At 74.5% G+C, this 26,933-nt stretch carries 24 protein-coding genes; 14 read left to right on the forward strand and 10 right to left on the reverse strand.

What is annotated here, in order from left to right:
* The first annotated feature begins 442 nt into the window (after positions 1–442).
* Genes trpC through trpA form a run of 3 tightly spaced genes read left to right on the forward strand, consistent with a single transcriptional unit; the run spans position 443 to position 3,330 of the window.
* Positions 443–1,246 carry an indole-3-glycerol phosphate synthase TrpC gene (gene trpC, locus ACLQ22_RS14190; RefSeq protein ID WP_366642255.1) on the forward strand — a complete coding sequence of 268 codons (804 nt, stop codon included), beginning with the start codon at positions 443–445 and terminating at the stop codon, positions 1,244–1,246.
* Between the two features lie 37 nt (positions 1,247–1,283).
* Entirely contained in the window at positions 1,284–2,522 is a 1,239-nt protein-coding gene (gene trpB / locus ACLQ22_RS14195; RefSeq protein ID WP_425692658.1) for a tryptophan synthase subunit beta, read from the forward strand.
* Between the two features lie 4 nt (positions 2,523–2,526).
* Positions 2,527–3,330, forward strand: a complete 804-nt coding sequence (trpA, locus tag ACLQ22_RS14200) for a tryptophan synthase subunit alpha (RefSeq protein WP_425692659.1) — start codon at positions 2,527–2,529, stop codon at positions 3,328–3,330.
* A 74-nt stretch (positions 3,331–3,404) separates the two neighbouring features.
* Here the strand turns inward: trpA and ACLQ22_RS14205 are convergent, their stop codons facing one another.
* Complete coding sequence (locus ACLQ22_RS14205) at positions 3,405–3,947, reverse strand: NUDIX hydrolase (RefSeq protein WP_425692660.1); 543 nt, start codon at positions 3,945–3,947, stop codon at positions 3,405–3,407.
* Positions 3,948–4,048: 101 nt separating this feature from the next.
* Between ACLQ22_RS14205 and lgt the strand changes: the two genes are divergently transcribed.
* Together lgt and ACLQ22_RS14215 are read left to right on the forward strand one after the other, a co-directional pair.
* Entirely contained in the window at positions 4,049–5,218 is a 1,170-nt protein-coding gene (gene lgt / locus ACLQ22_RS14210) for a prolipoprotein diacylglyceryl transferase (protein WP_425692661.1), read from the forward strand.
* A gap of 13 nt (positions 5,219–5,231) precedes the next feature.
* On the forward strand, positions 5,232–6,419 hold the full coding sequence (locus ACLQ22_RS14215) for an FAD-dependent oxidoreductase (RefSeq protein WP_425692662.1): 1,188 nt from the start codon (positions 5,232–5,234) through the stop codon (positions 6,417–6,419).
* Between the two features lie 55 nt (positions 6,420–6,474).
* On the opposite strand, the gene ACLQ22_RS14220 is transcribed toward ACLQ22_RS14215, so the two are convergent.
* On the reverse strand, positions 6,475–7,320 hold the full coding sequence (locus ACLQ22_RS14220) for a GNAT family N-acetyltransferase (RefSeq protein WP_425692663.1): 846 nt from the start codon (positions 7,318–7,320) through the stop codon (positions 6,475–6,477).
* Between the two features lie 146 nt (positions 7,321–7,466).
* Here ACLQ22_RS14220 and gltB point away from each other — a divergent pair, with 146 nt between their 5' ends.
* Positions 7,467–12,161: a glutamate synthase large subunit gene (gene gltB / locus ACLQ22_RS14225; RefSeq protein ID WP_425692664.1), complete on the forward strand. Its 4,695-nt coding sequence runs from the start codon at positions 7,467–7,469 to the stop codon at positions 12,159–12,161.
* On the forward strand, positions 12,154–13,662 hold the full coding sequence (locus tag ACLQ22_RS14230; protein WP_425692665.1) for a glutamate synthase subunit beta: 1,509 nt from the start codon (positions 12,154–12,156) through the stop codon (positions 13,660–13,662). The genes gltB and ACLQ22_RS14230 overlap by 8 nt, the downstream gene beginning before the upstream one ends.
* 186 nt (positions 13,663–13,848) lie before the next feature.
* Here the strand turns inward: ACLQ22_RS14230 and ACLQ22_RS14235 are convergent, their stop codons facing one another.
* Positions 13,849–14,286, reverse strand: coding sequence for a M1 family aminopeptidase (locus ACLQ22_RS14235; RefSeq protein WP_425692666.1), 438 nt, complete (start codon positions 14,284–14,286; stop codon positions 13,849–13,851).
* Between the two features lie 158 nt (positions 14,287–14,444).
* Here ACLQ22_RS14235 and ACLQ22_RS14240 point away from each other — a divergent pair, with 158 nt between their 5' ends.
* The 3 genes from ACLQ22_RS14240 to ACLQ22_RS14250 all read left to right on the forward strand — a co-directional run bounded on the left by ACLQ22_RS14240 (position 14,445) and on the right by ACLQ22_RS14250 (position 18,952).
* Positions 14,445–15,245, forward strand: coding sequence for an SGNH/GDSL hydrolase family protein (locus ACLQ22_RS14240; RefSeq protein WP_425692667.1), 801 nt, complete (start codon positions 14,445–14,447; stop codon positions 15,243–15,245).
* A gap of 241 nt (positions 15,246–15,486) precedes the next feature.
* Entirely contained in the window at positions 15,487–18,096 is a 2,610-nt protein-coding gene (locus tag ACLQ22_RS14245) for an FtsK/SpoIIIE domain-containing protein (protein WP_425692668.1), read from the forward strand.
* 4 nt (positions 18,097–18,100) lie between these two features.
* A complete protein-coding gene (locus tag ACLQ22_RS14250; RefSeq protein WP_425692669.1) occupies positions 18,101–18,952 on the forward strand; it encodes a hypothetical protein in 852 nt (283 codons plus the stop codon).
* Between the two features lie 384 nt (positions 18,953–19,336).
* Here ACLQ22_RS14250 and ACLQ22_RS14255 read toward each other — a convergent pair whose 3' ends face one another.
* The 4 genes from ACLQ22_RS14255 to ACLQ22_RS14270 form a co-directional block, all read right to left on the reverse strand.
* A complete protein-coding gene (locus ACLQ22_RS14255) occupies positions 19,337–19,924 on the reverse strand; it encodes a Fic/DOC family protein (protein ID WP_425692670.1) in 588 nt (195 codons plus the stop codon).
* Entirely contained in the window at positions 19,911–20,507 is a 597-nt protein-coding gene (locus tag ACLQ22_RS14260) for a Panacea domain-containing protein (protein ID WP_425692671.1), read from the reverse strand. Before ACLQ22_RS14260 ends, ACLQ22_RS14255 begins: the two co-directional genes overlap by 14 nt.
* 191 nt (positions 20,508–20,698) lie before the next feature.
* Positions 20,699–20,956, reverse strand: coding sequence for a flavin reductase (locus tag ACLQ22_RS14265; RefSeq protein WP_425692672.1), 258 nt, complete (start codon positions 20,954–20,956; stop codon positions 20,699–20,701).
* A complete protein-coding gene (locus ACLQ22_RS14270) occupies positions 20,953–21,312 on the reverse strand; it encodes a hypothetical protein (RefSeq protein WP_425692673.1) in 360 nt (119 codons plus the stop codon). Before ACLQ22_RS14270 ends, ACLQ22_RS14265 begins: the two co-directional genes overlap by 4 nt.
* A gap of 236 nt (positions 21,313–21,548) precedes the next feature.
* On the opposite strand from ACLQ22_RS14270, the gene ACLQ22_RS14275 reads away from it, so the two are divergent.
* Positions 21,549–22,358 (forward strand): helix-turn-helix domain-containing protein, encoded by an 810-nt coding sequence (locus ACLQ22_RS14275; RefSeq protein ID WP_425692674.1) that lies wholly within the window; start codon positions 21,549–21,551, stop codon positions 22,356–22,358.
* Positions 22,346–22,540, forward strand: coding sequence for a DUF397 domain-containing protein (locus ACLQ22_RS14280; RefSeq protein WP_425692675.1), 195 nt, complete (start codon positions 22,346–22,348; stop codon positions 22,538–22,540). Before ACLQ22_RS14275 ends, ACLQ22_RS14280 begins: the two co-directional genes overlap by 13 nt.
* 42 nt (positions 22,541–22,582) lie before the next feature.
* On the opposite strand, the gene ACLQ22_RS14285 is transcribed toward ACLQ22_RS14280, so the two are convergent.
* Positions 22,583–23,011 (reverse strand): nitroreductase family deazaflavin-dependent oxidoreductase, encoded by a 429-nt coding sequence (locus ACLQ22_RS14285; protein ID WP_425692676.1) that lies wholly within the window; start codon positions 23,009–23,011, stop codon positions 22,583–22,585.
* A 561-nt stretch (positions 23,012–23,572) separates the two neighbouring features.
* Here ACLQ22_RS14285 and ACLQ22_RS14290 point away from each other — a divergent pair.
* Positions 23,573–24,403 carry an alpha/beta fold hydrolase gene (locus tag ACLQ22_RS14290; RefSeq protein WP_425692677.1) on the forward strand — a complete coding sequence of 277 codons (831 nt, stop codon included), beginning with the start codon at positions 23,573–23,575 and terminating at the stop codon, positions 24,401–24,403.
* Between the two features lie 45 nt (positions 24,404–24,448).
* Here the strand turns inward: ACLQ22_RS14290 and ACLQ22_RS14295 are convergent, their stop codons facing one another.
* Entirely contained in the window at positions 24,449–25,321 is an 873-nt protein-coding gene (locus ACLQ22_RS14295) for an aldo/keto reductase (protein WP_425692678.1), read from the reverse strand.
* Between the two features lie 115 nt (positions 25,322–25,436).
* The gene (locus tag ACLQ22_RS14300; protein WP_425692679.1) at positions 25,437–26,069 is read right to left on the reverse strand and encodes a hypothetical protein; all 633 of its coding nucleotides are present in this window, start codon (positions 26,067–26,069) and stop codon (positions 25,437–25,439) included.
* 224 nt (positions 26,070–26,293) lie between these two features.
* Here ACLQ22_RS14300 and ACLQ22_RS14305 point away from each other — a divergent pair, with 224 nt between their 5' ends.
* Complete coding sequence (locus ACLQ22_RS14305; protein ID WP_121400615.1) at positions 26,294–26,659, forward strand: YciI family protein; 366 nt, start codon at positions 26,294–26,296, stop codon at positions 26,657–26,659.
* The last annotated feature ends 274 nt before the right edge of the window (positions 26,660–26,933 follow it).

A 26,933-nucleotide genomic window follows, 5' to 3' on the forward strand; every position in this document is an offset into this window, starting at 1 on the left:
AGTCTGCCCGAGGACGATGCTCGCCGGTTCACGTTTCGCCGTGGTGACCGACACGTCAACACTGCTCGCAGGCCCGCCACCAGGCAAAGGGCCGTTCGACCTTGAGGTAGGTCACACCATCGACGGGCGTCGGCGGCGGGCGCCGGACCGGGCGGCCGACCGCGCCACGAGATAGGATCACGTCGATGACCTGGGGGGCGGAGGCGGGGATGGTCGGGTGGCGTTCGTCGTGGGGCATGGTCGCCCTGCGTGACATTCCGTTCACCGGAGGTCGGCCATTATGCCCCAGCCCATCTCGTGAGGCACGCCATACCCCCGGCGCCCGTCGCCAGGTGGCGCCCCCTAGCATCGGCCCATGACACCCGGAGAGGGGAGTCCGTTGGTGACTGCTGAGCATGCGCACGCGGAGGGGGACGAGGCCGGTCCGGCGGCGTCCGTAGGCGTGCTCGACGAGATCCTGGCCGGCGTGCGTGAGGACGTCGCCCGGCGACAGGAGCAGGTTCCGCTGGAGCGGATCCGCGACCTGGCCGCCGCCGCGCCGCCGCCGTTGGACGCGTACGCGGCCCTGCGCAAGCCGGGCGTCGCCGTGATCGCCGAGGTGAAGCGCTCGTCGCCGTCCAAGGGGCGGCTGGCCGAGATCGCCGACCCGGCCGACCTGGCCGGCGACTACGCCGCCGGCGGCGCGCGGGCGATCAGCGTGCTCACCGAGGGGCGCTGGTTCGGCGGTTCGCTCGACGACCTGGCCGCCGTCCGCGCCGCCGTCAGCATCCCGGTGCTGCGCAAGGACTTCGTCGTCTCCAGCTACCAGGTGCACGAGGCCCGCGCGCACGGCGCCGACCTGGTGCTGCTGATCGTCGCCGCGCTGGAGCAGAACGCCCTCGTCGGCCTGCTGGAGCGGATCGAGTCGCTGGGCATGACCGCGCTGGTCGAGGTCCACGACGAGGAGGAGGCCGACCGCGCCCTGGAGGCCGGTGCCCAGGTGATCGGGGTCAACGCCCGCAACCTGCGTACCCTGGAGGTCGACCGCTCGGTGTTCGAGCGGATCGCGCCCGGCCTGCCCAGCAGCGTCGTCAAGATCGCGGAGTCGGGGGTGCGCGGCCCGCACGACCTCATCCGGTACGCCTCGGCGGGCGCCGACGCGGTCCTGGTCGGCGAGGGCCTGGTCACCCAGAAGAGCCCCCGCGAGGCGGTGGCCGAGCTGGTCAACGCCGGCAACCACCCGGCCACGCCCCGCCCGGTGCGCTGATCACGCGCCGGTTCGTCAGCACCGAGAGGACCATCTCATGAGCGCCGACGCGTTGGCCGCACCGGCCGGTCCGCTGCCCGACCCCGCCGGCCACTTCGGCCGCTTCGGCGGTCGGTTCGTACCGGAGGCGCTGGTCGCGGCGCTCGACGAGCTGGACGCGGCGCACCGCGCGGCGATGGCCGACGAGTCGTTCCGGGCCGAGTTCGGCGCCCTGCTGCGCGACTACGCCGGCACCCCCTCGCTGCTCTACGCGGCGCAGCGGTTCTCCGCCAAGGTGGGCGCGCGGGTGCTGCTCAAGCGCGAGGACCTCAACCACACCGGGGCGCACAAGGTGCGCAACGTGCTCGGCCAGGCCCTGCTGACCAAACGGATGGGCAAGCGCCGGGTGATCGCGGAGACCGGCGCCGGCCAGCACGGCGTCGCCACCGCCACCGCCGCCGCCCTGTTCGACCTCGACTGCGTGGTCTACATGGGCCAGGTCGACACCGAGCGGCAGGCGCTCAACGTGGCCCGGATGCGGATGCTCGGCGCCACCGTCGTCCCCGTCACCAACGGCTCGCGCACCCTCAAGGACGCGATGAACGAGGCGATGCGCGACTGGGTCGCCAACGTCGACGACACCCACTACCTGATCGGCACCGCCGCCGGGCCGCACCCCTTCCCGGCGATGGTCCGCGACTTCGTCCGGGGCATCGGCGACGAGGCGCGCCAGCAGTGCCTGGACCTGACCGGCGCGCTGCCGGACGCCGTCACCGCCTGCGTCGGCGGCGGCTCCAACGCGCTGGGCATCTTCCACGCCTTCGTCGGCGACCCCGACGTGCGCCTGTACGGCTTCGAGGCCGGCGGCGACGGGGTGGAGACCGGCCGGCACGCCGCCAGCATCACCGGCGGCTCCGCCGGGGTGCTGCACGGCACCCGGACGTACGTGCTCCAGGACGCCGACGGGCAGACGTGCGAGTCGCACTCGATCTCCGCCGGGCTGGACTACCCGGGCGTCGGGCCGGAGCACGCCTGGCTGCACGACAGCGGCCGCGCGACCTACCTGCCGGTGAACGACGACGAGGCGATGGCCGCGTTCGAGCTGCTCTGCCGCACCGAGGGCATCATCCCGGCGATCGAGAGCGCCCACGCGCTCGCCGGCACCCTCAAGATCGCCCCGAAGCTCACCGCGGAGCTGGGCCGGGAGCCCACCATCGTGGTCAACCTCTCCGGCCGGGGCGACAAGGACGTGCACACCGCCGGCGACTACTTCGGCATCCTCGACAAGGAGCAGTGAGAACGTGAGCCGGATCGGGGTGGCCTTCGACAAGGCCCGCGCCGACGGGCGGGCCGTGCTGGTCGGCTGCATGCCGGCCGGCTTCCCGACCGTCGAGGGCAGCATCGCCGCGATGACCGCCATGGTCGAGGCCGGTGTCGACGTGATCGAGGTCGAGATCCCGTACTCCGACCCGGTGATGGACGGGCCGGTGATCCAGAAGGCCAGCGACATCGCCCTCGCCGGCGGCGTACGCACCAGGGACACGCTGCGCGTCATCGAGGCGGTCGCGGCCACCGGGGCGCCCGTGGTCACGATGACCTACTGGAACCCGGTCGAGCGGTACGGCGTCGACGCCTTCGCCCGGGACCTCGCCTCGGCCGGGGGCACCGGGCTGGTCACCCCCGACCTGATCCCCGAGGAGGCCGGCGAGTGGCTCGCCGCCTCGGACGCGTACGGGCTGGACCGCACCTTCCTGGTCTCGCCGTCCTCGACCGACGCGCGGCTGGCGATGACCGTCGGGCACTGCCGGGGCTTCGTCTACGCCACCGCGATCATGGGAGTGACCGGCGCCCGGGCGCAGACGTCCGACGCGGCGCCCGTCCTCGTGTCGCGGGTGCGGGAGGTCACCGACCTGCCGGTCGGCGTCGGGCTGGGCGTCGGCACGGGCGCGCAGGCCGGCACCGTCGCCGGGTACGCCGACGGCGTCATCGTCGGCAGCGCCCTGATCCGCTGCCTGCTCGACGCGTCGGACGAGGCGTCCGGGCTGGCCGCCCTGCGCGCGCTGAGCGCGGAACTCGCCGAGGGCGTCCGCAACCCTGCCCGCTGAGCCCGACCGCGCCCTCCCCGCCGCCGAGTGGGGTGACCCCGACCCGGCGGGCCAGGTCGCGTTCCGCCCCGGGGTCAGTGCTGGGGTGTCCGGTCGGCCGGCGGGGTGCTCCGCTGCCCCGGTGGGTGGCCCGCCGCCGGCGCCGGATCGCCCGGGGCGGCGTCACGCAGCACGCCGGAGCGGCCCGCCAGGGCGTCGGTGAGCGCCGCCCGGGTGGTCGGGGTGAGCGCCTCGGGCAGGGCCGAGGGGTGGTGCCAGGACAGCCGGCAGCCGCCCGCCGGGTCGCCGACCGGCCCCGACCCCCGCGTACGCGCACGGAAGACGTGCACCAGGACGTCGGGCAGCGGCCCGGCCCGCCCGGCCGCCGAAGCCGCGCGCGCCACCGGCGACGGCCCGCACCACCCGGCGAGGTGGTAGAGGCCAACCAGGTCGACGACCTCGACCTCCCACCCGGTCTCGGCCCGGATGTCGCGCGTGGCGGCGTGCACGGGGCTCTCGGCCGGGCGCAGCCGCCCACCGGGCAGCCCGTGGCGCTCGCCCCGCCCCTGCCGGCACAGCAGCACCCGGCCGGCGTCGTCGGTGACGACCGCGGCGACCGCCCAGGTGAGCGCGCTCATGGACAAAGAGCCTACGGCGGCGCAAACCAGAAGTCACCGGTACCGGCGGACGGTGGACCGGGGTGCCACCGGAGGGGCCCACGGCGGTAGCGTGTGCATCCGTGACTCTCGCCTCGCTGACCCCCCAGGCGGCTCTGCCCAGCCCCAGCACCGCCGTCTGGCAGCTCGGACCGGTGCCGATCCGGGCGTACGCGCTGTGCATCATCGTCGGCATCGTGGTGGCCTGCTGGGTCACCGAGCGGCGGCTGCGCCAGCGCGGCGTCGCCCCCGGTGCGGTCCTCGACATCGCGGTCTGGGCGGTGCCGGCCGGCATCATCGGCGCCCGCATCTACCACGTGATCACCTCGCCGGAGAAGTACTTCGGCACCGGCGGCGACCCGATGAAGGCGTTCGCCATCTGGGAGGGCGGTCTCGGCATCTGGGGCGCGGTGGCCGGCGGGGCCGTCGGCGCGTGGCTCGCGGCCCGGCAGCTCGGCATCCCGTTCGCGGTGGTCGCCGACGCGCTGGCGCCCGGCCTGCCGCTGGCGCAGGCGATCGGCCGCCTCGGCAACTGGTTCAACAACGAGCTCTACGGCGGCCGGACCAGCCTGCCCTGGGGGCTGGAGATCCACCGGATGGACCCGGACAACCCGGGGCACGCGCTGCGCGACGACGCCGGCCAGCCGATCCTCGAACCGGGCCTCTACCACCCGACGTTCGCCTACGAGCTGCTGTGGAATCTCGGCGTGGCCGCGCTCGTCCTCGTCCTCGACCGCAAGCTGCGTCTCGGCCGGGGACGGGCGTTCGCGCTCTACGTGATGGGCTACACGGCCGGGCGGTTCTGGATCGAGCTGATGCGCACCGACGAGGCGAACACCATCCTCGGCGTACGCCTGAACGTCTGGACCGCCGGCCTGGTCTTCCTCGGCGCCCTGGCCTACTTCGTGCGGGTGCGCGGCCCCCGGGAGTACCTCGTCCCGGTCGGCCCCGCCGCGACGCCGGAACCGGTCGTCGACTCCGACGTCTCGCAGGTCGACCTGTCCGCGCGGGAGGCCGGCGCCCGGCCGGCCGCCCCGGAGGGCTACCGCGTGGTCAGCGAGGAGCAGTACCGGCACTGGCGGGAGACCGGCGAGGCGCCGGCCGGGCCGGACGGGGCGGCCGCGCCCGGGTCGGTCGACGCGCCGTCGGCCGGTGCGGACGCCGCCCCCGGGTCCGGTGCCACCCCCGACGGGGAGACCCCGGAGGACCGGGCCGGGGCCACGGGCACCCGGCCCGCCGACCGCGACAGCTGAGAAGGAGCACCCCATGCGTAGCGCGGTCGTGGTCGGCGCCGGGATCGGCGGCCTCGCGGTCGCCGGCGCGCTGGCCCGCTCCGGCTGGCGGGTCACCCTGCTGGAGCGTGCCGACCGCGTCCGTCCCGAGCCGACCGCCGTGGCGCTCTGGCCCAACGGCGTACGCGCGCTGCGCGCCCTGGGCCTCGGCGCCGGCCTGGAGGCGATCGCCACCGGGCTCCCCGACGGCGGGGTGCGCCGCCCGGACGGGCACTGGCTGGTGCAGCCCCGCCCCACCCCGGCCGACCGGATGCCGGTGGTGGTGCACCGGGAGGACCTGCACGACGCGCTGATCGCCGGCCTGGGCGACGAGGTCGAGCTGCGCACCGGGGTGACCGTGCGGACGGTCCGCGCCGTGTCCGGGGAGCGCCCCTCGGTCGGCGACGGCCGGCACACCATCGAGGCCGACCTGGTCGTCGCCGCCGACGGCACCGACAGCGCGGTCCGCCGGCAGCTCGCCCCCGAGTCGGGCGTAATCAGCTCCGGCTGCGCCGCCTGGCGGGCGGTGATCCCCTGGTACCGGGCCCCGAAGCTGCCCGCCGACCGGCCCGTCGGCGGCGAGGTGCTCGGTGCCGGCTACCGCTTCGTGTCCGCCTCGCTGGGCGAGCGCGGCTCCTCGGGCGGCTCCAGCCGGGGCGGCATCTACTGGGTGGCCACCGCCGTCGGCGCGCCCCGCCCGGAACCGCCGGAGACCCAGCTCGCCCTGCTCCGCCGCTGGTACGCGGGCTGGCCCGCGCCGATCGCCGACCTGCTCGACGCCACCGACCCGACCGACCTGGTGCAGCAGGAGATCCGCGAGCTGCGGCCGCTGCCGAGGTCGTACGGCTTCCCGACCGGCCCGGGCGGGGTGGTGCTGCTCGGCGACGCCGCGCACGCCATGCCGCCGCACCTCGGCCAGGGCGCCTGCCTCGCCTTCGAGGACGCCGCCACCCTCGCCTCGCTGCTGCGCGAGTCCCGGCTGCCCGACGCGGTGACGGCGTACGACCGGGTGCGCCGGCCCCGGGCGGCGACGGTGGTCCGGCAGACCCGCCGGATGTCGGCGGTGCTGAAGGCCCGGGGCCCGCTGGCGCTGCGCGCCCGCGACGTCGCCCTGGGCGCCCTGAGCCCCCGCCTGCTCTCGACGGCCGCCACCACGGCCGCCCAGTGGCGCCCCCCGACCTGACCCCTCCCCACCCCCGAGGGCTCACCCCCCGCTGCTGCCGGGGTGGGGCGCCCGGTCAGGGGGTGACGGGGGTGGGTTCGGCGATGCAGGCGGTGCCGACGCGGCGGAAGCCGACGCGCAGGTAGACCCTGGCGATGTCCTCGCTGCCCGCCGAGAGGAAGACCAGGTCGGTGCCGGCGGCCAGCAGCTCGCGGGCCAGCGTGGCGGTGACCGCCGCACCCAGGCCACGGCGGCGGGCGGCCGGCAGGGTGGCCACGCCGGCGATCTCGGCGACGTCGCCGACCCGCATCGCGATCCCGCTGGCCAGCGCGCCCTCGGCGGGCGTCTCCGCCAGCACCGACAGCCGCCGGCCGTCCGCGACGCTGGTCCGCTCCTCGTCGAGCGCCGCCTCGTCCAGCTCGGCCATCGCGGCGTCCCGCTGGGCGGGGCCAGCCTCGCCGGGCGCGGTGCCGGCCGCGGAGAACCCGACGGCGGCGACCGCCCCCCGCGCCGCCACGTCCGCCGCGAAGTCGGGCGCCGCCCCGTCGAGCACCCGAAGCGGTACGTCGGTGAGGGTCCCCGGGTCGGGCAGGGCGGCCGGGTCGAGCACCATCAGCGGCGCCTCCAGCACCGACAGCCCCGCCGAGCGGGCCACGGCCAGCAGGTCGGGGGTGGTCTCGTGCACCCATTCGAGGGCCTCGGGCAGGCCGAGTTCGCGCTGCCGCTCGCGTACGGCCGTGATGTCCGCCAGCGACGGCGCCTCGGTGGCGTCGAGTCGGGGCCGGGCGTAGAACGGCCAACCGGCGCCTTCGCGGACGAAGAGGACGAGGGCGCCGTGCTCCTCCGTACGGGCCGCGTCCCGGGGCACCGCGTCGTAGAAGCGCTCCAGCCGACCGAACAGGTCCCTGTCAAGAAAATCCACCGCGCGAGACTACACGTCCCAGAGTCTGGAAGGTGTGATCAATCTGCACTGGCCTTGCGCTCCGGACCCTAACGTAGACTCAATAGACCCTTGAGGGCCGACGTCGTCCCGATCGAGATCCACCCTGAGCGACGACAGGAGGCCCGGTGGCCTTTCCGTACCCTCACAGCAGCCCGAAGCAGGCCCCGCACCTCGGCCCGGGAGCGCCCGCGGCCGGGCTCTACGACCCCGCGCAGGAGCACGACGCCTGCGGTGTGGCCTTCGTGGCGGACCTGCACGGGCGGCGCTCGCACGCGGTCGTGGTCAACGGCCTCGACGCGCTCTGCCGGCTGGACCACCGGGGAGCCCGAGGCGCGGAACCCAACACCGGCGACGGCGCGGGCATCATGATCCAGATCCCGGACGCGTTCCTGCGCGCGGTGGTGGACTTCCCGCTGCCGCCCGCCGGCGAGTACGCCACCGGCCTGGTCTTCCTTCCCGACGACGACGCCGCCGAGGCCCGCGCCCGCCGCGTGGTGGAGAAGTACGCGCTGGTCGAGGGGGCCGACGTGCTCGGCTGGCGGGACGTGCCGGTCGACCCGGGCGGCCTCGGCGAGACCGCCCTCGCGGCGATGCCCCGGGTGCGGCAGCTCTTCCTCGCCGCGCACCGGCTCACCGACTCGGCGGCCGGGCCGGCCGGGTCGCCCCTGGGCGGCGTCGAGCTGGAGCGGGTCGCGTTCTGCGTACGCAAGCAGGCCGAGCGGGAGAGCGCCGAGCGGGGCGTGCCGGCATACTTCCCGTCGCTGTCCGCACGGACCATGGTGTTCAAGGGCATGCTCACCCCCGACCAGCTCCCGGCGTTCTACCCGGAGCTGGCCGACGAGCGGGTGGAGAGCGCGATCGCGCTGGTGCACTCCCGGTTCTCCACCAACACGTTCCCGTCCTGGCCGCTGGCGCACCCGTACCGGCTGATCGCGCACAACGGCGAGATCAACACCATCCGCGGCAACCGCAACTGGATGCAGGCGCGCGAGGCGCTGCTGCGTACCCCGAACCTGCCGGGCAACATCCGCCGGGTCTTCCCGGTCTGCACGCCCGCCGCCTCCGACTCGGCGAACTTCGACGAGGTCCTCGAACTGCTGCACCTGGCCGGGCGGAGTCTGCCCCACGCGGTGCTGATGATGATCCCCGAGGCGTGGGAGAACGACCCCGACATGGCCGCCGACAAGCGCGCCTTCTACCGCTTCCACGCGAGCCTGATGGAGCCGTGGGACGGGCCGGCCTCGGTCGCCTTCACCGACGGCGACGTCGTCGGCGCCGTGCTCGACCGCAACGGGCTGCGCCCGGGCCGCTGGTGGCGTACGGACGACGGGCTCGTGGTGCTGGGCAGCGAGGCGGGCGTGCTCGACCTCGACCCGGCCCGGGTGGTCGCCAAGGGCCGCCTCCAGCCGGGCAAGATGTTCCTGGTCGACACCGTCGCCGGCCGCATCGTGCACGACGAGGAGATCAAGGCGGAGCTGGCGGCCGAGCAGCCGTACGCCGACTGGCTGCACGCCGGGCTGATCGAGCTGACCGACCTGCCCCCGCGCGAGCACACCGTCTACACCCACGACTCGGTACGCCGCCGCCAGCAGACCTTCGGCTATACCGAGGAGGAGCTGAAGATCCTGCTCGCGCCGATGGCGCGCACGGGCGCCGAGCCGCTCGGCTCGATGGGCACCGACACCCCGATCGCCCCGCTGTCCACCCGGCCGCGGCTGCTCTACGACTACTTCCACCAGCTCTTCGCGCAGGTCACCAACCCGCCGCTGGACGCCATCCGCGAGGAGCTGGTGACCAGCCTGGCGTCGACCATCGGGCCGGAGGGCAACCTGCTCGACCCGGGCCCGGCGAGCTGCCGGCAGATCGTGCTGCCGTACCCGGTGATCGACAACGACGAGCTGGCGAAGATCCTCTCCATCGACGAGGACGGCGACCTGCCCGGGTTCAAGGCGGTCCGGGTCTCCGGGCTCTACCGGATCCGGGAGGGCGGCGCTGGGATCAAGGCCCGGCTGACGGAGATCTGCCGGCACGTCTCCGAGGCCATCGAGGACGGCGTACGCATCCTGGTGCTGTCGGACCGCGACTCCAACGCCGACCTCGCCCCCATCCCGTCGCTGCTGCTCACCGCCGCCGTGCACCAGCACCTCGTGCGCGAGCAGACCCGCACCCAGGTGGCGTTGATCGTGGAGTCCGGCGACTGCCGCGAGGTGCACCACGCGGCGGTGCTGATCGGCTACGGCGCGGCGGCGGTGAACCCGTACCTGGCGTTCGAGTCGGTGGAGGACATGATCTCCACCGGGGCGCTCGTCGGCACGGATCCGGCGAAGGCGGTCCGCAACTACGTCAAGGGCCTCGGCAAGGGCGTCCTGAAGATCATGTCGAAGATGGGCATCTCGACGGTGTCGTCGTACTGCGGGGCGCAGGTCTTCGAGGCCGTTGGGCTGGACGCCAAGCTGGTCCAGCGCTACTTCCGGGGCACCCCGAGCAAGATCGGCGGGATCGGGTTGGACGGCATCCACGCCGAGGTCGCCGCCCGGCACGCCGTGGCCTGGCCGCCGCCTGGCGCCGAGGCCACCGGCCGGCTGGAGGTGGGCGGCGAGTACCAGTGGCGCCGCGAGGGCGAGCTGCACCTGTTCAACCCGGAGACGGTCTTCCTGCTCCAGCACGCCACCCGCAGCCGCCAGTACGATGTCTTCCGCCAGTACACGGCCAAGGTCGACGAGCTGGCCGCGAGGGCCGGCTCGCTGCGCGGGCTGTTCACCCTGCGTACCGGCGTGCGGCCCCCGGTGCCGATCGACGAGGTCGAGCCGGCCACCGAGATCGTCAAGCGGTTCGCCACCGGCGCCATGTCGTACGGGTCGATCTCGGCGGAGGCGCACGAGACCCTGGCGATCGCGATGAACCGGCTCGGCGGCAAGTCCAACACCGGCGAGGGCGGCGAGGACGTCGAGCGGCTGCACGACCCGACCCGCCGTTCCGCCGTGAAGCAGATCGCCAGCGGCCGGTTCGGGGTGACCAGCGAGTACCTGGTCAACGCCGACGACCTCCAGATCAAGATGGCGCAGGGCGCCAAGCCCGGCGAGGGTGGGCAGCTGCCCGGCAACAAGGTCTGGCCGTGGATCGCCCGTACCCGGCACGCCACGCCGGGCGTCGGCCTGATCTCCCCGCCGCCGCACCACGACATCTACTCCATCGAGGATCTCGCGCAGCTCGTCCACGACCTGAAGTGCGTCAACCCGTCCGCGCGGGTGCACGTCAAGCTCGTCAGCGAGGTCGGCGTCGGCACCGTGGCGGCGGGCGTGGCGAAGCTCAAGGCCGACGTCATCCTGATCTCCGGCCACGACGGCGGCACCGGCGCGTCGCCGCTGAACTCGCTCAAGCACGCCGGCACCCCCTGGGAGCTGGGGCTGGCCGAGGCGCAGCAGACGCTGCTGCTCAACAAGCTGCGCGACCGGGTCACCGTGCAGGTCGACGGGCAGCTCAAGACCGGCCGGGACGTGCTGGTCGCGGCGCTGCTCGGGGCCGAGGAGTTCGGCTTCGCCACCGCGCCGCTGATCGTCGAGGGCTGCGTCATGATGCGCGTCTGCCACCTCGACACCTGCCCGGTCGGCATCGCCACCCAGAACCCGGTGCTGCGGGAACGCTTCACCGGCCGGCCGGAGTTCGTGGAGAACTTCTTCCTGTTCCTCGCCGAGGAGGTCCGCGGCTACCTGGCCGAGCTGGGCCTGCGGTCGATCGAGGAGGCCATCGGGCAGGCCGAGCTGCTCGACGTCGCCCCGGCGATCGCGCACTGGAAGGCCGGCGGGCTCGACCTGACCCCCGTGCTGCACCTGCCGGAGCTGCCGGCCGGGGCCGCGCGCCGGGGCGTACGCGCCCAGGACCACGGCCTGGAGCTGGCGCTGGACAACGAGCTGATCGCCCTGGCCGGGCCGGCGCTGCACGACCGTACGCCGGTGCGGGTGGAGGTGGCGGTGCGCAACGAGCACCGCAGCGTCGGCGCGATGCTCGGCGGCGAGGTGACCCGCCGCTTCGGCGGGGCCGGCCTGCCCGCCGACACGATCGAGTTCACACTGCGCGGCACCGCCGGCCAGTCGTTCGGCGCGTTCCTTCCGGGCGGGGTCACCCTCCGGCTGCACGGCGACGCCAACGACTACGTGGGCAAGGGCCTCTCCGGCGGTCGGCTCATCGTGCGGCCGGACGCCGCCGCCCCCTTCCTCGACGGCGACGCCGCGCCGGGGCAGCGGGCCGAGGACCAGACCATCGCCGGCAACACCATCCTCTACGGGGCCACCGCGGGCGAGCTGTTCCTGCGGGGCCGGGTGGGGGAGCGGTTCGCCGTACGCAACTCGGGCGCGGTGGCCGTCGTCGAGGGCGTCGGTGACCACGGCTGCGAGTACATGACCGGCGGGACCGTGGTGGTGCTGGGCCCGACCGGCCGCAACTTCGCCGCCGGCATGTCCGGCGGCACGGCCTTCGTGCACAAGCTGGACCGGCGCCGGGTCAACACGGAGCTGGTCGACCTGGCGACGCTGTCCGAGGAGGAGCAGGCGGTGCTGCACGAGCTGGTGCAGCGGCACTTCGCCGAGACCGACTCGGCGGTCGCCGAAGGGCTGCTCAAGCGCTGGCCGGAAGCGGTGGCGGAGTTCACCGCCGTGGTGCCCCGGGACTACCGCCGGGTGTTGGAGATCATGCGGGCCGCCGAAGCCGCCGGCCGCGACGTCGACGACGCGGTGATGAGCGCGCTCTCCGCGCCCGCCGCGAAGTCCGTGCCGACCATGCCCGTCCCGCGGGTGACGGTCCAGGAGGTGGCTCGTGCCTGACCCGAACGGTTTCCTGCGCTACAACCGGCGGCTGCCCGCGCGCCGCCCGGTGCCGGTGCGGATCAGCGACTGGCGCGAGGTGTACCCGCCGGCCGGCGAGGAGCTGATCCGCGAGCAGGCGACGCGCTGCATGGACTGCGGCATCCCGTTCTGCCACGACGGCTGCCCGCTGGGCAACCGCATCCCGGACTGGAACGACCTGGTCCGCACCGGCAACTGGGACGCCGCGGTGGACTCGCTGCACGCCACCAACAACTTCCCCGAGTTCACCGGCCGGCTCTGCCCGGCGCCCTGCGAGGCGGCCTGCGTGCTCGGCATCGGCGGCGGCGAGCCGGTCACCATCAAGCAGGTCGAGGTGGAGATCGCCGACGCGGCCGTCGCGCGCGGCGGGCTGTCGCCGCGCCCGGCGTCGACGCCGACCGGCCGGTCGGTCGCCGTGGTCGGCTCGGGGCCCGCCGGTCTCGCCGCCGCGCAGCAGCTCGCGCGCGCCGGTCACGCCGTCACGGTGTACGAGCGCGACGACGCGATCGGCGGCCTCCTGCGGTACGGCATCCCCGACTTCAAGCTGGAGAAGGTCCACATCGACCGGCGCGTGGCCCAGCTCTCCGCCGAGGGCGTGCGCTTCCGCACCGGGGTGAACGTCGGCGTCGACGTCACCGCCGAGCAGTTGCGCGCCGAGCACGACGCCGTGCTGCTCGCCTGCGGCGCGCTCCAGGGCCGGGACACCCCGGAGACCCCGGGTCGCGGGCTGCGCGGCGTGCACCAGGCGATGGACCACCTGGTCGCGGCCAACCGGGTGGTCGCCGCGGCGGCGGGCGGCCGGCCCGACACGGCGGTGCTGCCCGACGGCAATCCGATCGACGCGGCCGGGAAGCACATCGTGATCATCGGTGGCGGCGACACGGCGGCGGACTGCCTGGGCGTGGCGCACCGCCAAGGCGCGGCCGGCGTACACCAGTTGGACCTCTACCCGCAGCCGCCGCAGGCCCGGGACGAGGCCCGGGACCCGTGGCCGACCTGGCCGTGGCTGCTGCGCAGCTACCCGGCGCACGAGGAGGGCGGCGAGCGGGTCTTCGCCGTCGCGGTGCAGGAGTTCGTCGACGACGGCACCGGCCAGGTGCGGGCGGTGCGGATCGCCGAGGTGACGGTGGAGAAGCGCGACGGGCGGCGCATCGTCACCCCGCTGCCCGGCTCGGAGCGGGAGCTGCCGGCCGACCTGGTGCTGCTGGCGATCGGCTTCGAGGGCACCGAGGAGCAGCCGCTGCTCGACCAGCTCGGGGTCGGCCGCAACCCGCGCGGCGCGATCGACTCCCGGCCCGACTGGCAGACCGGCACCGACGGCGTCTTCGTCGCCGGCGACATGCACCGGGGCGCCTCGCTGATCGTCTGGGCGATCGCCGAGGGCCGGGCCGCTGCCGCCGCCATCCACGCCCACCTGGGTGGGACGGGCGCCCTGCCCGCCCCGGTGGACCCGGCCCGCCAACCCCTGGCCGCGCGCTGACCGGCGATCCCGGCCTGTCCCGGGCGGGCCTGTCCCGAAGAGACCTGTTCCAGCGGCCTGTCTCGGACGGGCCTGTCTCGGGCGGGCCTGTCTCGGACGGGCCCGGCGCGTGCGCGGTCCGCCTCTGGCGCACCGGGTGCGGGTGCCCGCCCGTGAGTCGGCGGGCACCCGCACCCGCTCAGCGGGTCAGGAGCCGGTGCGACTCGCGGAGCTTGGTCCAGGACCTCGGCTCGGCCGGCGGGCCGGCCTTGCGGGCCGCCCCGGCCACCTCCGGCGACCGGGGGTGAGCAGCCAGGTGGTGAAGAAGTCGTCCAGGTCCAGCCCGGAGATCCGTTCGGCCAGGGCCTGGAACTGGGCGGTGGTGGCGTTGCCGTGCCGGTGCGCGGCCGTCCAGGCCGGCAGGAGCGCGAAGAACGCCTCGTCGCCGATGGCCAGCCGCAGCTGGTGCACCGTCATCGCGCCCCGGTCGTAGACCGCCGCGTCGAAGATCCTGCCCGGTCCGGGCGCGCCCGGCGGCACCTGCCAGAACTCGTCGTCGCCCGGGTAGCTGGCGTACGTGAAGTCGAACAGTTCCTGCGCGGTGCCCTCGCCCTGCTCCTCCGTCGGGGTGTACGCACCGGCCAATCTAATCGACGATCGTGAACCTGTCGGTCCCTTCGTCCGATCCGACCCATTCCATTGATTCGAATGTTTCGATAGCATTACCGCCTGGTAACAAGCACCGTCCCTGGCCACGCGCGCGGTCACCGGCCCCACCGTCCCCTGCCCCGTGGAGGTCCCGCATGCCCCACCGCCCGCTGGCCCGCGCCCTCGCCGCGCTGGTCGCCCTGTGCACCGCCGCCCTCGGCGCGGTGCTCGCCCCCGGCACCGCCCAGGCCGCCGCCGCCGTCAACTACGTGGCCCTCGGCGACTCCTACTCCTCCGGCGTCGGCGCCGGCCCGTACGACCTCTCCACCTGCCTGCGCAGCCAGAAGTCGTACGCCCCGCTGTGGGCCGCCGCCAACGCGGTCACCAGCTTCAAGTTCCCCGCCTGCGGCGGCGCCGTCACCGCCGACGTCATCAACGACCAGGTCGGCTCGCTGAGCACCAGCACCACCCTGGTCACCATCACCATCGGCGGCAACGACGCCGGCTTCGCCGACGTGATCACCAGCTGCCGCTTCGGCAGCACGTCGAGCTGCACCAACGCCGTCAACGAGTCCAAGGCGTTCGCCACCACGACGCTGCCGGGCCGGCTGGACGCCACGTACGCCGCCATCCGCGACCGGGCGCCCAACGCGCGGCTGATCGTGCTCGGCTACCCCCGGCTGTTCGAGACCGGCTCCTGCGGGCTGCTCGCGATGAGCACCTACAAGCGGACCATCCTCAACGAGGCCGCCGACGTGCTCGCCACCGTCATCTCCGGCCGGGCCGCCGCGGCCGGCGCCACGTTCGCCGACACCCGCCCCTACTTCGCCGGGCACGGGGTCTGCGCGGCCGACCCGTGGATCCGTGACGTCAGCGGCGTCATCGAGGCGTACCACCCCGACGCCGACGGCTACCGCCACGGCTACCTGCCGGCCCTCAACGCCGTCACCGGCTGACCGCACCGCCGGGCGGGTGACGACCCGCCGCGCCGGGCACCGGCCCGCGCCGGCGGCCTCGATCCACCCCGCACACGCTGGCGGGCCCCTTCCCGCAGGTCTGCGACCAGGGAGGGGGCCCGTCCGCGCGCCATCGTGGAGCGTCCGCCCGCCGACGCGCCCGGCTCGCCACTGTCCGGTGTCGCCGGTGTCCGTTAGGGTCCTTGGGGACCAGGCGGGGCGACGGCGACGGGAGCAGAAGGTGGGCAGGCTCGCGTCGGCGTACGGGCAGGCGGTCGCGGCGCACCGGGCGGCCCGGGCGCACCTCGACACCGCCCGCCGGGCGCTCGCCGGGCAGCCGCCCCAGGCCGCCCCGGCCGGCGCACCCGAGCTGGTCACCCGGCTCGCGGCGCTCGGCGGCGCGCTCGCCACCCCGACCCCCGGGGCCACCCCCGTGACCGCCGTCCCCGTGCCCGTCCGCGTCGGCGAGGCGTCCACACCGGACGGCGCCTTCCCCGTCCTCGTACCGCTGGGCGGCGGCCACCACCTCGCCGTCGACGCGGACGCCCGCGACCCCCGGGTGGCCGGCCTGCTGCGGGCGCTCGTGCTGCGGCTGCTCGCCACCGCGCCGACCGGCGGCGTCCGGGTCGCCGGCATCGACACCGCCGCGCTCGGCGCGACCTTCGGGCCGCTGCGCCCGCTCATCGACGCCGGCGTGCTCGACCCGCCGGCCACCGGCGAGGCCGAGGTGACCGCCCTGCTCGACGCCGCCGAACGGCATGCCCGCACCGCCCGGCACGCCGACCGCCCCGACCAGGAGCTGCTGCTGGTCGTCGCGGCGTCGGCGCCGCCGCCGCGCGAGGCGGCCCGACTCGCCGCGCTCACCCACGCCGGGCCGGCCGCCGCCGTCTGCGTGCTGGTCGCCGGCCGGCCCACCGCCGCGTCGGCGGAGCCGGCACCGCAGCTCGGCGCCACCACCACGATCCGGCTGTCCGAGCGGTACGCCCACGTCGGCGACCCGCCCGGGGCCCCGTTCAGCCACGACGGCACCGGCCTGGCCGCCCCCGTGCTGCTCGACGGCGACCCGCCGGCCGCGTCGGTGGCCGCCCTCGCCGCGCACCTCGGCGACGCCGCCCGGCGCAGCGACGCCGTGGGCTTCGCCGAGCTGCTGCCCGAGCGGCGCTGGGTCGAATCGGCGGGCAACGGGCTGCGCACCGTGGTCGGCCGAGCCGGCCGCGACCGGGTCACCGTCGCCTTCGACGACGCCACCCCGCACTGGCTCGTCGGCGGGCGCACCGGCGCCGGCAAGACCGTGTTCCTGCTCGACGTGCTCTACGGGCTGGCCGCCCGCTACTCGCCGGCCGAGCTTCAGCTCTACCTGCTCGACTTCAAGGAGGGGGTGAGCTTCACCGAGTTCGTCCCCACCGTCCGCGACCCGTCCTGGCTGCCGCACGCGCGGGCGGTCGGCATCGAGTCCGACCGGGAGTACGGCGTCGCCGTGCTGCGCGAGCTGCGCCGCGAGCTGTCGCGGCGGGCCACCACCCTCAAGCGGCACGGCGTCACGAAGCTCGCCGACCTGCCCCGCGACATCCCGGTGCCCCGCATCGTGGCGGTGATCGACGAGTTCCACGTGCTCCTCGCCGGCAACGACGCGCTGGCCCGCGAGTCGGTCGACCTGCTGGAGGAGTTGGCCCGCAAGGGCCGCTCGTACGGCGTGCACCTGGTGCTGGCCAGCCAGAGCATGACCGGCGTCGAGGCGCTCTACGGCCGGGCCGAGGCGATCTTCGGCCAGTTCGCGCTGCGGGTGGCGCTGCCCGGTGGCGGCGGGGTGCTCGACCCGTTGAACGAGGCCGCCCAGACCCTGCCGGTCGGCTCGGCCGTGCTCAACACCGCCGCCGGCGCGGTCGGCGCCGACACCGTCGTGCGCTTCCCCGACGCGCACGCCGCCGCCGGGGAGCTGGCCGGGCTGCGCCACGAGCTGTGGCAGGCCCGACCGGCGGGCGCGCGTCCCCCGTCGGTCTTCAAGGGCTACGAGGCCGCCCGGGTCGAGGACGACCCGACGTTCGCCGGGCTGCGTCCGGGCGGGCGCCGCCCGCTGGCCCTGGTCGGGCGTACGGTCGACGTCGAGGGCACCTCCGCGCTGTTCATGATGGACGCGACCCCCGGCCGGCACCTGGCTGTGGTCGGCACCTCGGCCACCGGCGCGGAGGTGCTGCGCGCGGCCACCCTGAGCCTCGCCCGGCAGCACTCCCCGGGCGACGCCCGTTTCCTGCTCGCCGCGCTGGTGACCGCCGCCGAGCCCGCCGCCGACGACACCGCCGCGATCCTGGCCGCCGCCGGCCACCCGGTCGACCGCCTCGACGCGACCGGGCTGCGCCGCCACCTCGGCACCCTCGCCGCCGCGCCGGCCGCGCCGTCCGCCCTCGCCGAGCCGGGCGGCAGCGCCGAGCTGGGCGGCCTCGCGACGGGCGGCAGCGCCCCGGTGGCCGGCCGCACCTATCTCGTCGTCTTCGGCGTCGACGCCGCCAGCGGGGTGCTCGCCGCCACCGACCCGGACACGTTCCGCTCCGGCCACGACGACCTGCGGACCGTGCTGCGCCAGGGGCCGGGGCAGGGGACGCACCTGCTGGGCTGGTGGCGCGGGCTGCGTCGCCTCGCCGACGACCTCGGCGGCGCCCACAACCGCGACGACGTCGCCTGCCTGGTCGCCCTGAACGTGCCCGGCGCCGAGCTGGGGCTGCACCTCGGCGTGCACGACCTCGCGTACGCGCCCCGGCCCGACCGGGCGCTCCTGGTCGACCGGCACGACCAGCGCACCCGGCTCATCGTGCCGTTCGCCCGCGACGGGCACGGCCCGGACGGGGAGGACTGAGGGCGTGTCCACCTTCGACGAGTACGCGGCACTGGCCCGGCAGCTCGCCGAGCAGCGGCGGGCCGGCGAGCGCGGTGCCGCCGCCGACGCCGACCGGCGCCGCAACCTGCACGCCGCCGCGGACTACCTCCAGCACCGGCTCACCGCCCAGGGGCAGCGCCTCGACCAGCTCGGCCAGGCCATCGGCATCCCGGCGTCCAGCGTGCCCACCGGCCCCGCACCCGCGCCGCCCGCCGCGTCGGCCGGCGACGGTGGTCGCGGTGGCGTCCCGTTCGCCGGCGCCGGGCCGGGGGAGGGGGAGCCCGCCGGCGCAGCCGGTGCGCCGGGGCGGCCGGGTGTCGGGGCGTACTCCCAGGTCGGGGTGGGGGAGACGAGGCTGGCGCTGCCGACGGCGGTGAGCCCGGCGGCGGGCGGGGTGCCGGCCCCGCGCCCGGCGGAGGTCGACCCGACCGTCGAGCTGGAGCTGGCCCGGCGCTACGCCGACGAGTCCGACCGGCACGGGCAGCAGACCGAGCTGCTCGCGCAGCGGCCGGCGCTGCTGCCGGACTGGTCGCCGGTGGCCCGGGCGGTCGCCGTCTACGCGGGCTGCGCGGCCGTGGGCGCGATCCTCATGATGATCATGGTGCTCGCCTCCGGCGTCGGGCTGGTCGACGGCTTCACCCTCGGCGCGTGGATCTGCGCGGGGCTGCCGGCGCTGTCCTTCTTCGCCGGCTACCTGGTGCTCGGCCGCTGGGGGCGACCGGCCATGGTCGCCGGCACCCCGCCCCGATACGTGCACCTGGGCTTCCTGATCTGCTTCGCGGCCGTGCCGGTCGCCTACGTGGCGTTCCTGCTGCTGTTCCGCGTCCTGCGCTGACGCGCCGCGCACTCACCGGCGTGCACTCACCGGCGTGCACTCACCGGCGTGCACGCACCGGTTCGGGCGCTGGCGTTCCTGACCGCTTGGGCGAAGCGCCACCGCTTCCCGCTGGGGTTCCGTCGGCTCCTCGCTGGTTGCCCGGTCGGCCCTGTCGAGCTGCCCCGGGCATGAGACCACCTTCCAGTCCGGACGCCCGACGAGCCCCGCGGCCACCGTCAGCACCGCCGACCACGGCAGCGGCGAGATGTGGCCGGTGGAACACCACGGTTGTCACCGTGGGCGAGAGACAACCATGGTGTTCCACCCGTGGCCCGGCAGGATCGAGTCAGCGGCGGAGGGTGCTGCCGCTCTTTCTGGTGATGGGCCAGATATCCACATGAGTCAGGTCAGCCGGCGTACGACTGGACGGAGGGCCGTGACCAGCAGGCTGGTGTCGGCGGTGGCGAGGTGCAGGCGGCACGCCTCGACGTTCGTCTCCGAGTCCAACTCGGACCAGTCGAGCAGGTATCCGGCTGCCGCGGCGAGTTGTCGCAGGAACGCGCGGATGGTGCGCCCGTTACCCTCGCGGAACGGGTGGCAGACGTTCAGTTCGCCGTAATAGTGGGCCAAGGCGTCGACAAAGACCTCCTGGCGTAGCCCGAGGAGATAGCCGTCCTCCACGAGACGGCTGAGGATCGCGCTCACCTGGTCGTCGATGAACCGCCAGCGGCAGAAACGGGCACCCGGCTTGCTGATGTCGACAGTCCTGCTCTGGCCGGCCCACGGGTAGAGGTCCGCGAAGAGATGCCGGTGGAAGGTCTGCAGGTGCTCCAAGCCGTAGTTGCCCGGGATGATCAGCCGGGCTGCCTGGATCTCGCGGACCGACACCAACCGGAACTCGACCTCTCGGAGCTGGTCCGGGTCGGTGATGCCCAGCTTGTTCTGAAGACAGTCGCTGTCTGGCCAGCAGTAGGGGTCAGCGCTGCTCACTGCTGATCCGGGCGATTTCCTGGGCGATCAGATCGTCGGCGCTGATGACGCCGGAGGCGACATCTCTGAGCCTGTCCTGCCAGTCCTCGTCGAACTCCGCTCCTTCGAGGGCGGCGTTGGCGGAGGCGAGGACCACGGCCGTCTCGACGCTCGCCACCTGCCGGGCGTAGTACGCCCTCATCAGGTCGACGTTGACCTGCTCGGTGGAGGGGGCGGACTCGGGCAACGCACCGCGCGCGACACGCCACGGAAGCTCGTTGTGAGTCATCGTGGACAGCTCAGCGGCGGAGAATCGGCCGTACGCCTCGGACACCCAACGGACTGTGTCGACCTGGTCGGTTGCCAGGCGGGACGCGTCGCCGAGTGGCCACTCGGTGACGGTGCGTTGCCCGCGATGATGGCGGTAGAGGTGCGGGACCACCGGGCCTTCACGCCATGCCTCGATCGGCTCCTGGAACAGCGGGTGGCCCGTCCGCGCCAGGTGCCATCCCTGGCAGTAGTAGACGAGCTTCTCCAGCTTCATCGCCGTCATGGCCCCGAGGTCATCCAGCACCGCCGCTGCGACGTCATGCGCCGTTGCCACCGATGGCACCCCCTCTCCAGGTTCTGCTTGAGAGCCTAACGAGTCAGGCCGACAGGGTGGGCCCGACGGAGTCGGATAGGCGGTACCTGCCTATTTCTGTACAGAACGACAGACAGCCATATCCTGACGTGTTCCTCGGGCCTATGAGCGTGGAGAATGCGTGATCCGCGACAGGCGCGGCGGCTGGCGGGTTAGCGGGAGCGGACCGGCACCCAGTCCGTGAAGCGCCTGTGCAGGTCCGTCGACTGCGCGCCGGGGTAATGCTGCGCGAACTGGTCGGCGGCGGCTTCCTCCCGCAGTGCCACGAGGTGGACCAGGAGCCCCGGCATGTCGCCCCGGTACTTCGCGAGGAGACGCAGCTTCGCCGGGGAACAGGGCCAGGCGATGCCGCAGGCCCGGCAGCGCCACGTCGGGCGGGACGGTACGTGGTCGCGGAGCGGCGCGCTCACCGGCTGGTCCTCGCGTTTCGCCGGGCCGGAGTGCGGCGCGCGGCCGAGGGCGTCTGCGTGGGCCGCATCCCGTCGGGTCGCACGTACAACTCGCGGCGGTCGGTCGCCTGGCCGCGCGCGTCGAGCTGATACGCCTCGATCCACGTCCACCCGTGGTAGGTGACCAGGTCGGTTCGCTCGCGGATCACCCGTACCGTGATCGGCGTGGCGAACTGCGGCGACGCCTCGCGCGTCAGCAGGTACACGCCGGGGCTGACCCGGGGCGTGCCGTCCTCGCGGGCGCTGGCCGTCGCGGCGGCGGGGCGCGTCGCCCAGCGCGACGCCGGCACGACGTTCGCGGGCCTCGGCACGGGCACGGACGCCTCCTTACGTCGGGGAGTTTGGAACGGGGGTCGCTGCGGATGCTCGCCAGCAGCGACCCCCGTGACGTGCGCGCCCACAGGGTCGGGGGGACCGAATCCACCGGGCGCGCGCCGTCCTCCTTCCACCCTGGACGAACGCCCCCTAGGCTCGGAACAGTCATCGACCGATCGCGGAACGTAGTGAGCGGTCCCGGGCTGACGGGGAACGGTGCGGAGAGTCGTGGAAGGGCGTGGAGGCCGTGGGAATCTCGCCGTCGGAGTACCTGCTTCGTGAGCTGAGGCGCCGCCGGGCGGCCGCCGGGTTGACCCAGGCGCAGCTCGGTGAGCTGGTCTTCTGCTCGGACTCCCAGGTGAGCGCGATTGAGACCGGGACGAAGCCGCCGACCGCGCCCTACCTGGCCGCCGTCGACAAGGCGCTGGACACCGGCGGATACTTCGCGACGCTCTGGAACGAGCTGGTCAAGGGCGACGCCGCGCCGGTCTGGCTGCGCGAGTGGATACAGATCGAACGCGAGGCGACCGCCCTGCGCTGGTACGAGCACGCGTTCGTGCCGGGACTTCTCCAGACCGAGGCGTACGCCCGAGCGACCTTCCGGGCGGCGCGGACGCCGGTCGCCGAGTTGGACCAGCGGGTCGCCGCGCGGATGGAGCGGCAGGAGGTGCTCGCCCGCGATCCGAGCCCTCAGCTCTTCGTGGTGCTCGACGAGATGGTGGTCCGCCGGGCCTGCGGCGGCCTCGACGTGATGGCCGAGCAGCTCGAACACCTGCTGAGCTGCGCTGAACAGCCGCATATCCAGTTGCAGGTCGTGCCGCTGTCCGCTGGCATCTACTCAGGGCTGGCCGGAGCGTTCATCCTGGCCGACCTGCCCGACGGCTCGCGTGCGGGCTGTGTTGACCACCAGTTGGAGGTGCAGACCACCGGGCAGCCTGACGAGATTGCCCGCGTGGGGCTGGCGTGGGACGCTGTCCGAGGCGAAGCCCTCCCGCTGAGGCAATCACTCGACGTGCTCAAGGAAGCGGCGAAGACATGGACAATCTGACCGGTGCGCAGTGGCGCAAGTCGTCCCGCTCGTCGACGAACGGCGGAACCTGCGTCGAGGTGGCCGACAACCTGCCCGGCGTCGTCGGCGTACGGGATTCGAAGGATCCGGCCGGTCCCGCGCTGGTCTTCACCCCGACCGCCTGGCGGGCCTTCGTCGCCCAGCTCACCGACCGCGCCTGACAAACCGGCTCGCCGCTCGACCGCCCGCCCAGCGGGCAGCGGTCAGGCGCGCTCGACGACGACGACCGGGATCTCCCGGTCGGTCTCCTTCTGGTAGCGGGCGTAGGTCGGGAAGACCCCGGTCATCGCCTCCCACAGCCGGGGCCGCTCCTCGGCAGTGGCGGTGCGCGCCGTGCCCCGGAACTTCTCGGCCCCGACCTGCACCTCCACCTGCGGATCGGCACACAGGTTGAGGTACCAGTTGGGGTGCCGCGCCGCCCCGCCGTTGGACGCCACAAGCAGGTAGCGGTCGCCGTCGCGGCCGTAGATGAGCGCGGTCCGCCGCAAGGTCCCCGACCGGCGCCCCCGGGTGGTGATCAGCAGGGCGTCGTAGCCGTGGTATTTCCCGCCGTCGGCGCCGTCGGTCTCCACGTAGCGGCGCACGTGACTGGCCACCCACTCGACCGGGCTGTCCTCAATGGTCTCCGCCATCCGGCCAGCCTAGCGGCCTCCAGCGGTGACCGTAGGCCCGTCGGGGCGACCCCGAGGCGGGGAGAAGATGCCGGTCAGCCGTCGGTGAGCAGCAGCCAGTCGTTGCGAGCAGCAGCGCGAGCCCGCCGCCGGTGCCGGCCACCACGGTCAGCCCGGTGCGGATGGCGTCGATGCACAGCGTCGCGCGGGTGTCCGCTGGGCGGCACGGTCCGGCCTCGCCGAGCAGCCAGTCGAGGACCTCCAGGCGGCGCTGCGCGAGTTCGCCGCCATCGCCGTGGCCTGTTGACACGGGCCGCGCCGCCGGCCGGCGGTGCGACCACCGACGCCCAGCCGACGGGCCGGGGCGAGGAGTAGGCAACCGGCGCGTGCGGCGTTCGTCGTATGTCGACGGACAGCGGGCGCAGGGTCTCGGAATCCCGTCCGGGGCAGAAGCTACCCGCGCGTAACTTTTCATTGACGTTTCAGGATTGTGACGGGCATCATCATGTCCACGATCGATCGGAACCACCCCCACCCCCGCCCCGCCCGGTTTCACCGGGTTCCTCCATGGGAGGTGCAGCTTTGCTGCTCCGAAAGATCGTCCCCGTCCTCGCCGTCACGGTCGCCGCCGTCCTCGCCGCCCCCGCCGCCGCCGTCGCGGCCCCCGACCGGCCGGCGGTCAGCGTCGACGCCACCGCCCCCGCAGCCGGGGACAGCGTCACCAGCACCGCCGCCGAGATCGCCGCCGCCGCGGCAGGTAACCCCGTCATCGTCGTCGGTGGCCTCAGCGGCATCGCCTCCGCCTACGGGCCGCTGGCCTCCCGGCTGCGCGTCGACGGGTACCGGGTCTGGGTCTACCAGCTGCCCAACCTCGGGCTCGGCGACATCCCCACCTCGGCCCGCGCGTTCAGCAGCTTCGTCGGGCAGGTTCGCGCATCGACCGGCGCGGCCAAGGTCGACGTCGTCGCCCACTCCGAGGGCGGCCTGGTGTCCCGGTACTTCATCAAGAGCCTGGGCGGGGCCAGCAGCATCGACCGTTACGTCAGCCTCGGCACCCCGCAGTACGGCACGTACGTGGCCAACATCGTGAAGTTCCTCGGCCTGGGCAGCTGCGCCGGCATCGTCGCCTGCCAGCAGATGTCGATCGGCTCGTCGTTCCTCGCCGGCCTCAATGCGGGCGACGACACCCCCGGCGCGGTCCGCTGGACGGCGGTGCGCACCCTCCAGGACGAGCTGGTGCGCCCCGTCGACAACGCCACACTGGCCGACGGAGCGACCAACGTGCTGATCCAGTCGGCGTGCCCCCTGCGAGTCGTCGGGCACCTCGGCCTGGTGCTCGACGGCACCACGTACACGGTGATCCGGCAGGCGCTGCGCGGGGAGGCGATCCGCCCCAACTGCCTCGCCCTGTAGCGCGGGTGGGGGCGGGCGGCCGTGCGCCGCCCGCCCCGCGCCGCGTCAGGCGGCCTTGGCGAGGGCCTCGTACTCGTCGTCGGTCAGCCGCACCTCGGCGGCGGCCACGTTCTCCTCCAGGTGCGCCACCGACGACGTGCCCGGGATCGGCAGCATCACCGGCGACCGGCGCAGCAGCCAGGCGAGGGCGAGCTGGGCGGGCGTCGCGCCGTGCCCGGTGCTGATCGCGTCCAGCGGGCCGCCCGGCCGGGCCAGGTTGCCGGTGGCGATCGGGAACCAGGGGATGAACGCGAGGTCGTTGCGCTCGCAGTGCTCCAGGACGGACTCCGCGCTGCGGTCCGCCAGGTTGTAGAGGTTCTGCACCGAGACGATCGGGGTGATGCTGCGGGCCGCCTCGACCTGCTCGACGGTCACCTCGGACAGGCCGATGTGCCGGATCTTGCCCTCCTGCTTGAGCAGCGCCAGCTCCCCGAGCTGGTCGGCGAGCGGCACCTGCGGGTCGATCCGGTGCAGCTGGTAGAGCCCGATGGCCTCCAGGCCGAGGTGCCGCAGGCTCAGCTCGCACTGCTGGCGCAGGTACTCCGGGCGCCCCACCGGCCGCCAGTCGCCGGGACCGGAGCGGGTCAGGCCGGCCTTGGTCGCGATGACCAGGTCGTCGGCGTACGGGTGCAGGGCCTCGCGGATCAGCATCTCGCTGACGAAGGGGCCGTAGGAGTCGGCCGTGTCGATGAACGTCACGCCCAGCTCGTACGCCCGGCGCAGCACCCGCACGGCCTCGGCCGGGTCCCTCGGGTCGCCCCACACGCCGGGGCCGGTGAGCTGCATGGCCCCGTAGCCGAGCCGGTCGACCTGGAGGTCGCCCCCGATCCGGTACGTCCCGGAGGCCTTCGCGGGCTGCTTACCAGCGTCGTTCGCCATGCGTGGATTCCCCATCCTGTCTCTCTTCGTCTCCAGCGGCCAATCTAGCCACCATCGGTGGGGCTTTCCCGCCGATCGTCGCCCGCACCACCGCCGGAGCGGATCGAGACCGGGATCACCCGCCCTCGGGCCGCACGTGCACCGGGGCCGGCACGTGGTCGAGGTGGGTGTCCCGGAAGGGCCGGGTCAGCGGGCACGGGTCGAGCCGCAGGGCTTCGAGGATGGCCCGGTGCTGGCACTCGGCGAACAGGCGGGGCTCGCCGTCGAGCGGGACCTCCCCGCGCAGCGCCGCGCCGAGGCCCACGGTGTCGACCGCGCCGACGCCCAGCGGGGCGAAGACGCCCGGGTCGTCGCCGCTCGGGCCGGGCGGCGGCGGGGCGTCGACCGGGTAGATCGTGCCGTCGAAGCCGGCGAGCACCTCGTTGTCGTCGTCGTCCCAGTACTCCGTCACCCAGCCCCGGTCGGAGACGTAGCGGTGCGCCTCCTGGCCGCCCGCGTGCACCGTGGCCGACATGACGCTGGAGTCGAAGACGTCGAAGGTGACGGCCGGCTCGCGCGTGAGCAGGGTGATCAGCTGCGCCAGGTCGTCGACCTCGGCGTAGCCGCCCTCTTCCTCCTCGCGCGGGACGACCGCCCACCGGCGCTCGCCGACCTCCGTCACGTACGCCTCGGTGCCGACGTCGGTCAGCACCCTGCGGATCTCCGCCAGGCCGCCCACGGCCAGGATCGTCTGGTAGCTCGTGCCCACGCCGGCAGCGTAGGGCGGGGGTGGGACACCGTCCGGCCCTCGCGACCCGGGCGCCTCCACGGCACCGCCGGGGAAAACGGCGCGCCCGGGCCGCAACCGGGCCGGGACGCGGACGAAGTTGACCGGAGCGCCCGTGCCGGCCGCCCGCCCGTGCGACGCTGGGCCGTGCCGGCTCGGCGTCGACCACGGGTCGCCGCGTGCGGCGCGACGCGGGAGGGAACGCCATGACGGGAGTGCCGCAGGTCGACTTCGCGCTCGACACGTACGAGTGCATCGTGCTGTATCCCGGCGCGGCCGGGCGGGCGCTGCCGGCGGAGACGGTGCAGCGGTTGCAGGCCGAGCACCTGGCGCACATGCAGGCCCTGCAACGGCGGGGGATCATCCTGGTCGCCGGCTCGGTGGACGGCCCGGCCCGCGAGCCCGACCCGCCGATCGGCTTCGGCCTGGCCCGCACCGGCTCGGTGGACGACGTGCGCAGCGTGATGGAGGCCGACCCGGCCGTCCAGGCGGGGCTGTACCGGGTCGACGTGCTGACCTTCCTCTGCCCGGAGGGCTCGCTGGACTTCCCGCTGGTCAAGACGCAGAGCTGAGCCGCCCCGCCGGCCAGGGCGACGACGCCCCGTGCCGAGGCGGCCGCCGTCCGGCCCGGGAACGACGCCGGCCGCATCCGCAGCGGACCGGGCGGCGCCGCGCCACCCCGCCTCAGCGTCGGCCTGCGCGCCCGGCGGAGTCGGCCCGCGCGCCGGGCGGAGCGGCGGGGAGCACCCGGTTGTCCGTTCGCGCCTGGGGCGTACGATTCCGGCGCGCGGTCGCCGATGCCCGCCGCCTCAACGTTCCGGCGTGGGTTCCGCCCGCCGGCTGCGC

It is taken from the genome of Micromonospora sp. DT178, from assembly GCF_049841695.1.
Taxonomy (GTDB): Bacteria; Actinomycetota; Actinomycetes; order Mycobacteriales; family Micromonosporaceae; genus Micromonospora.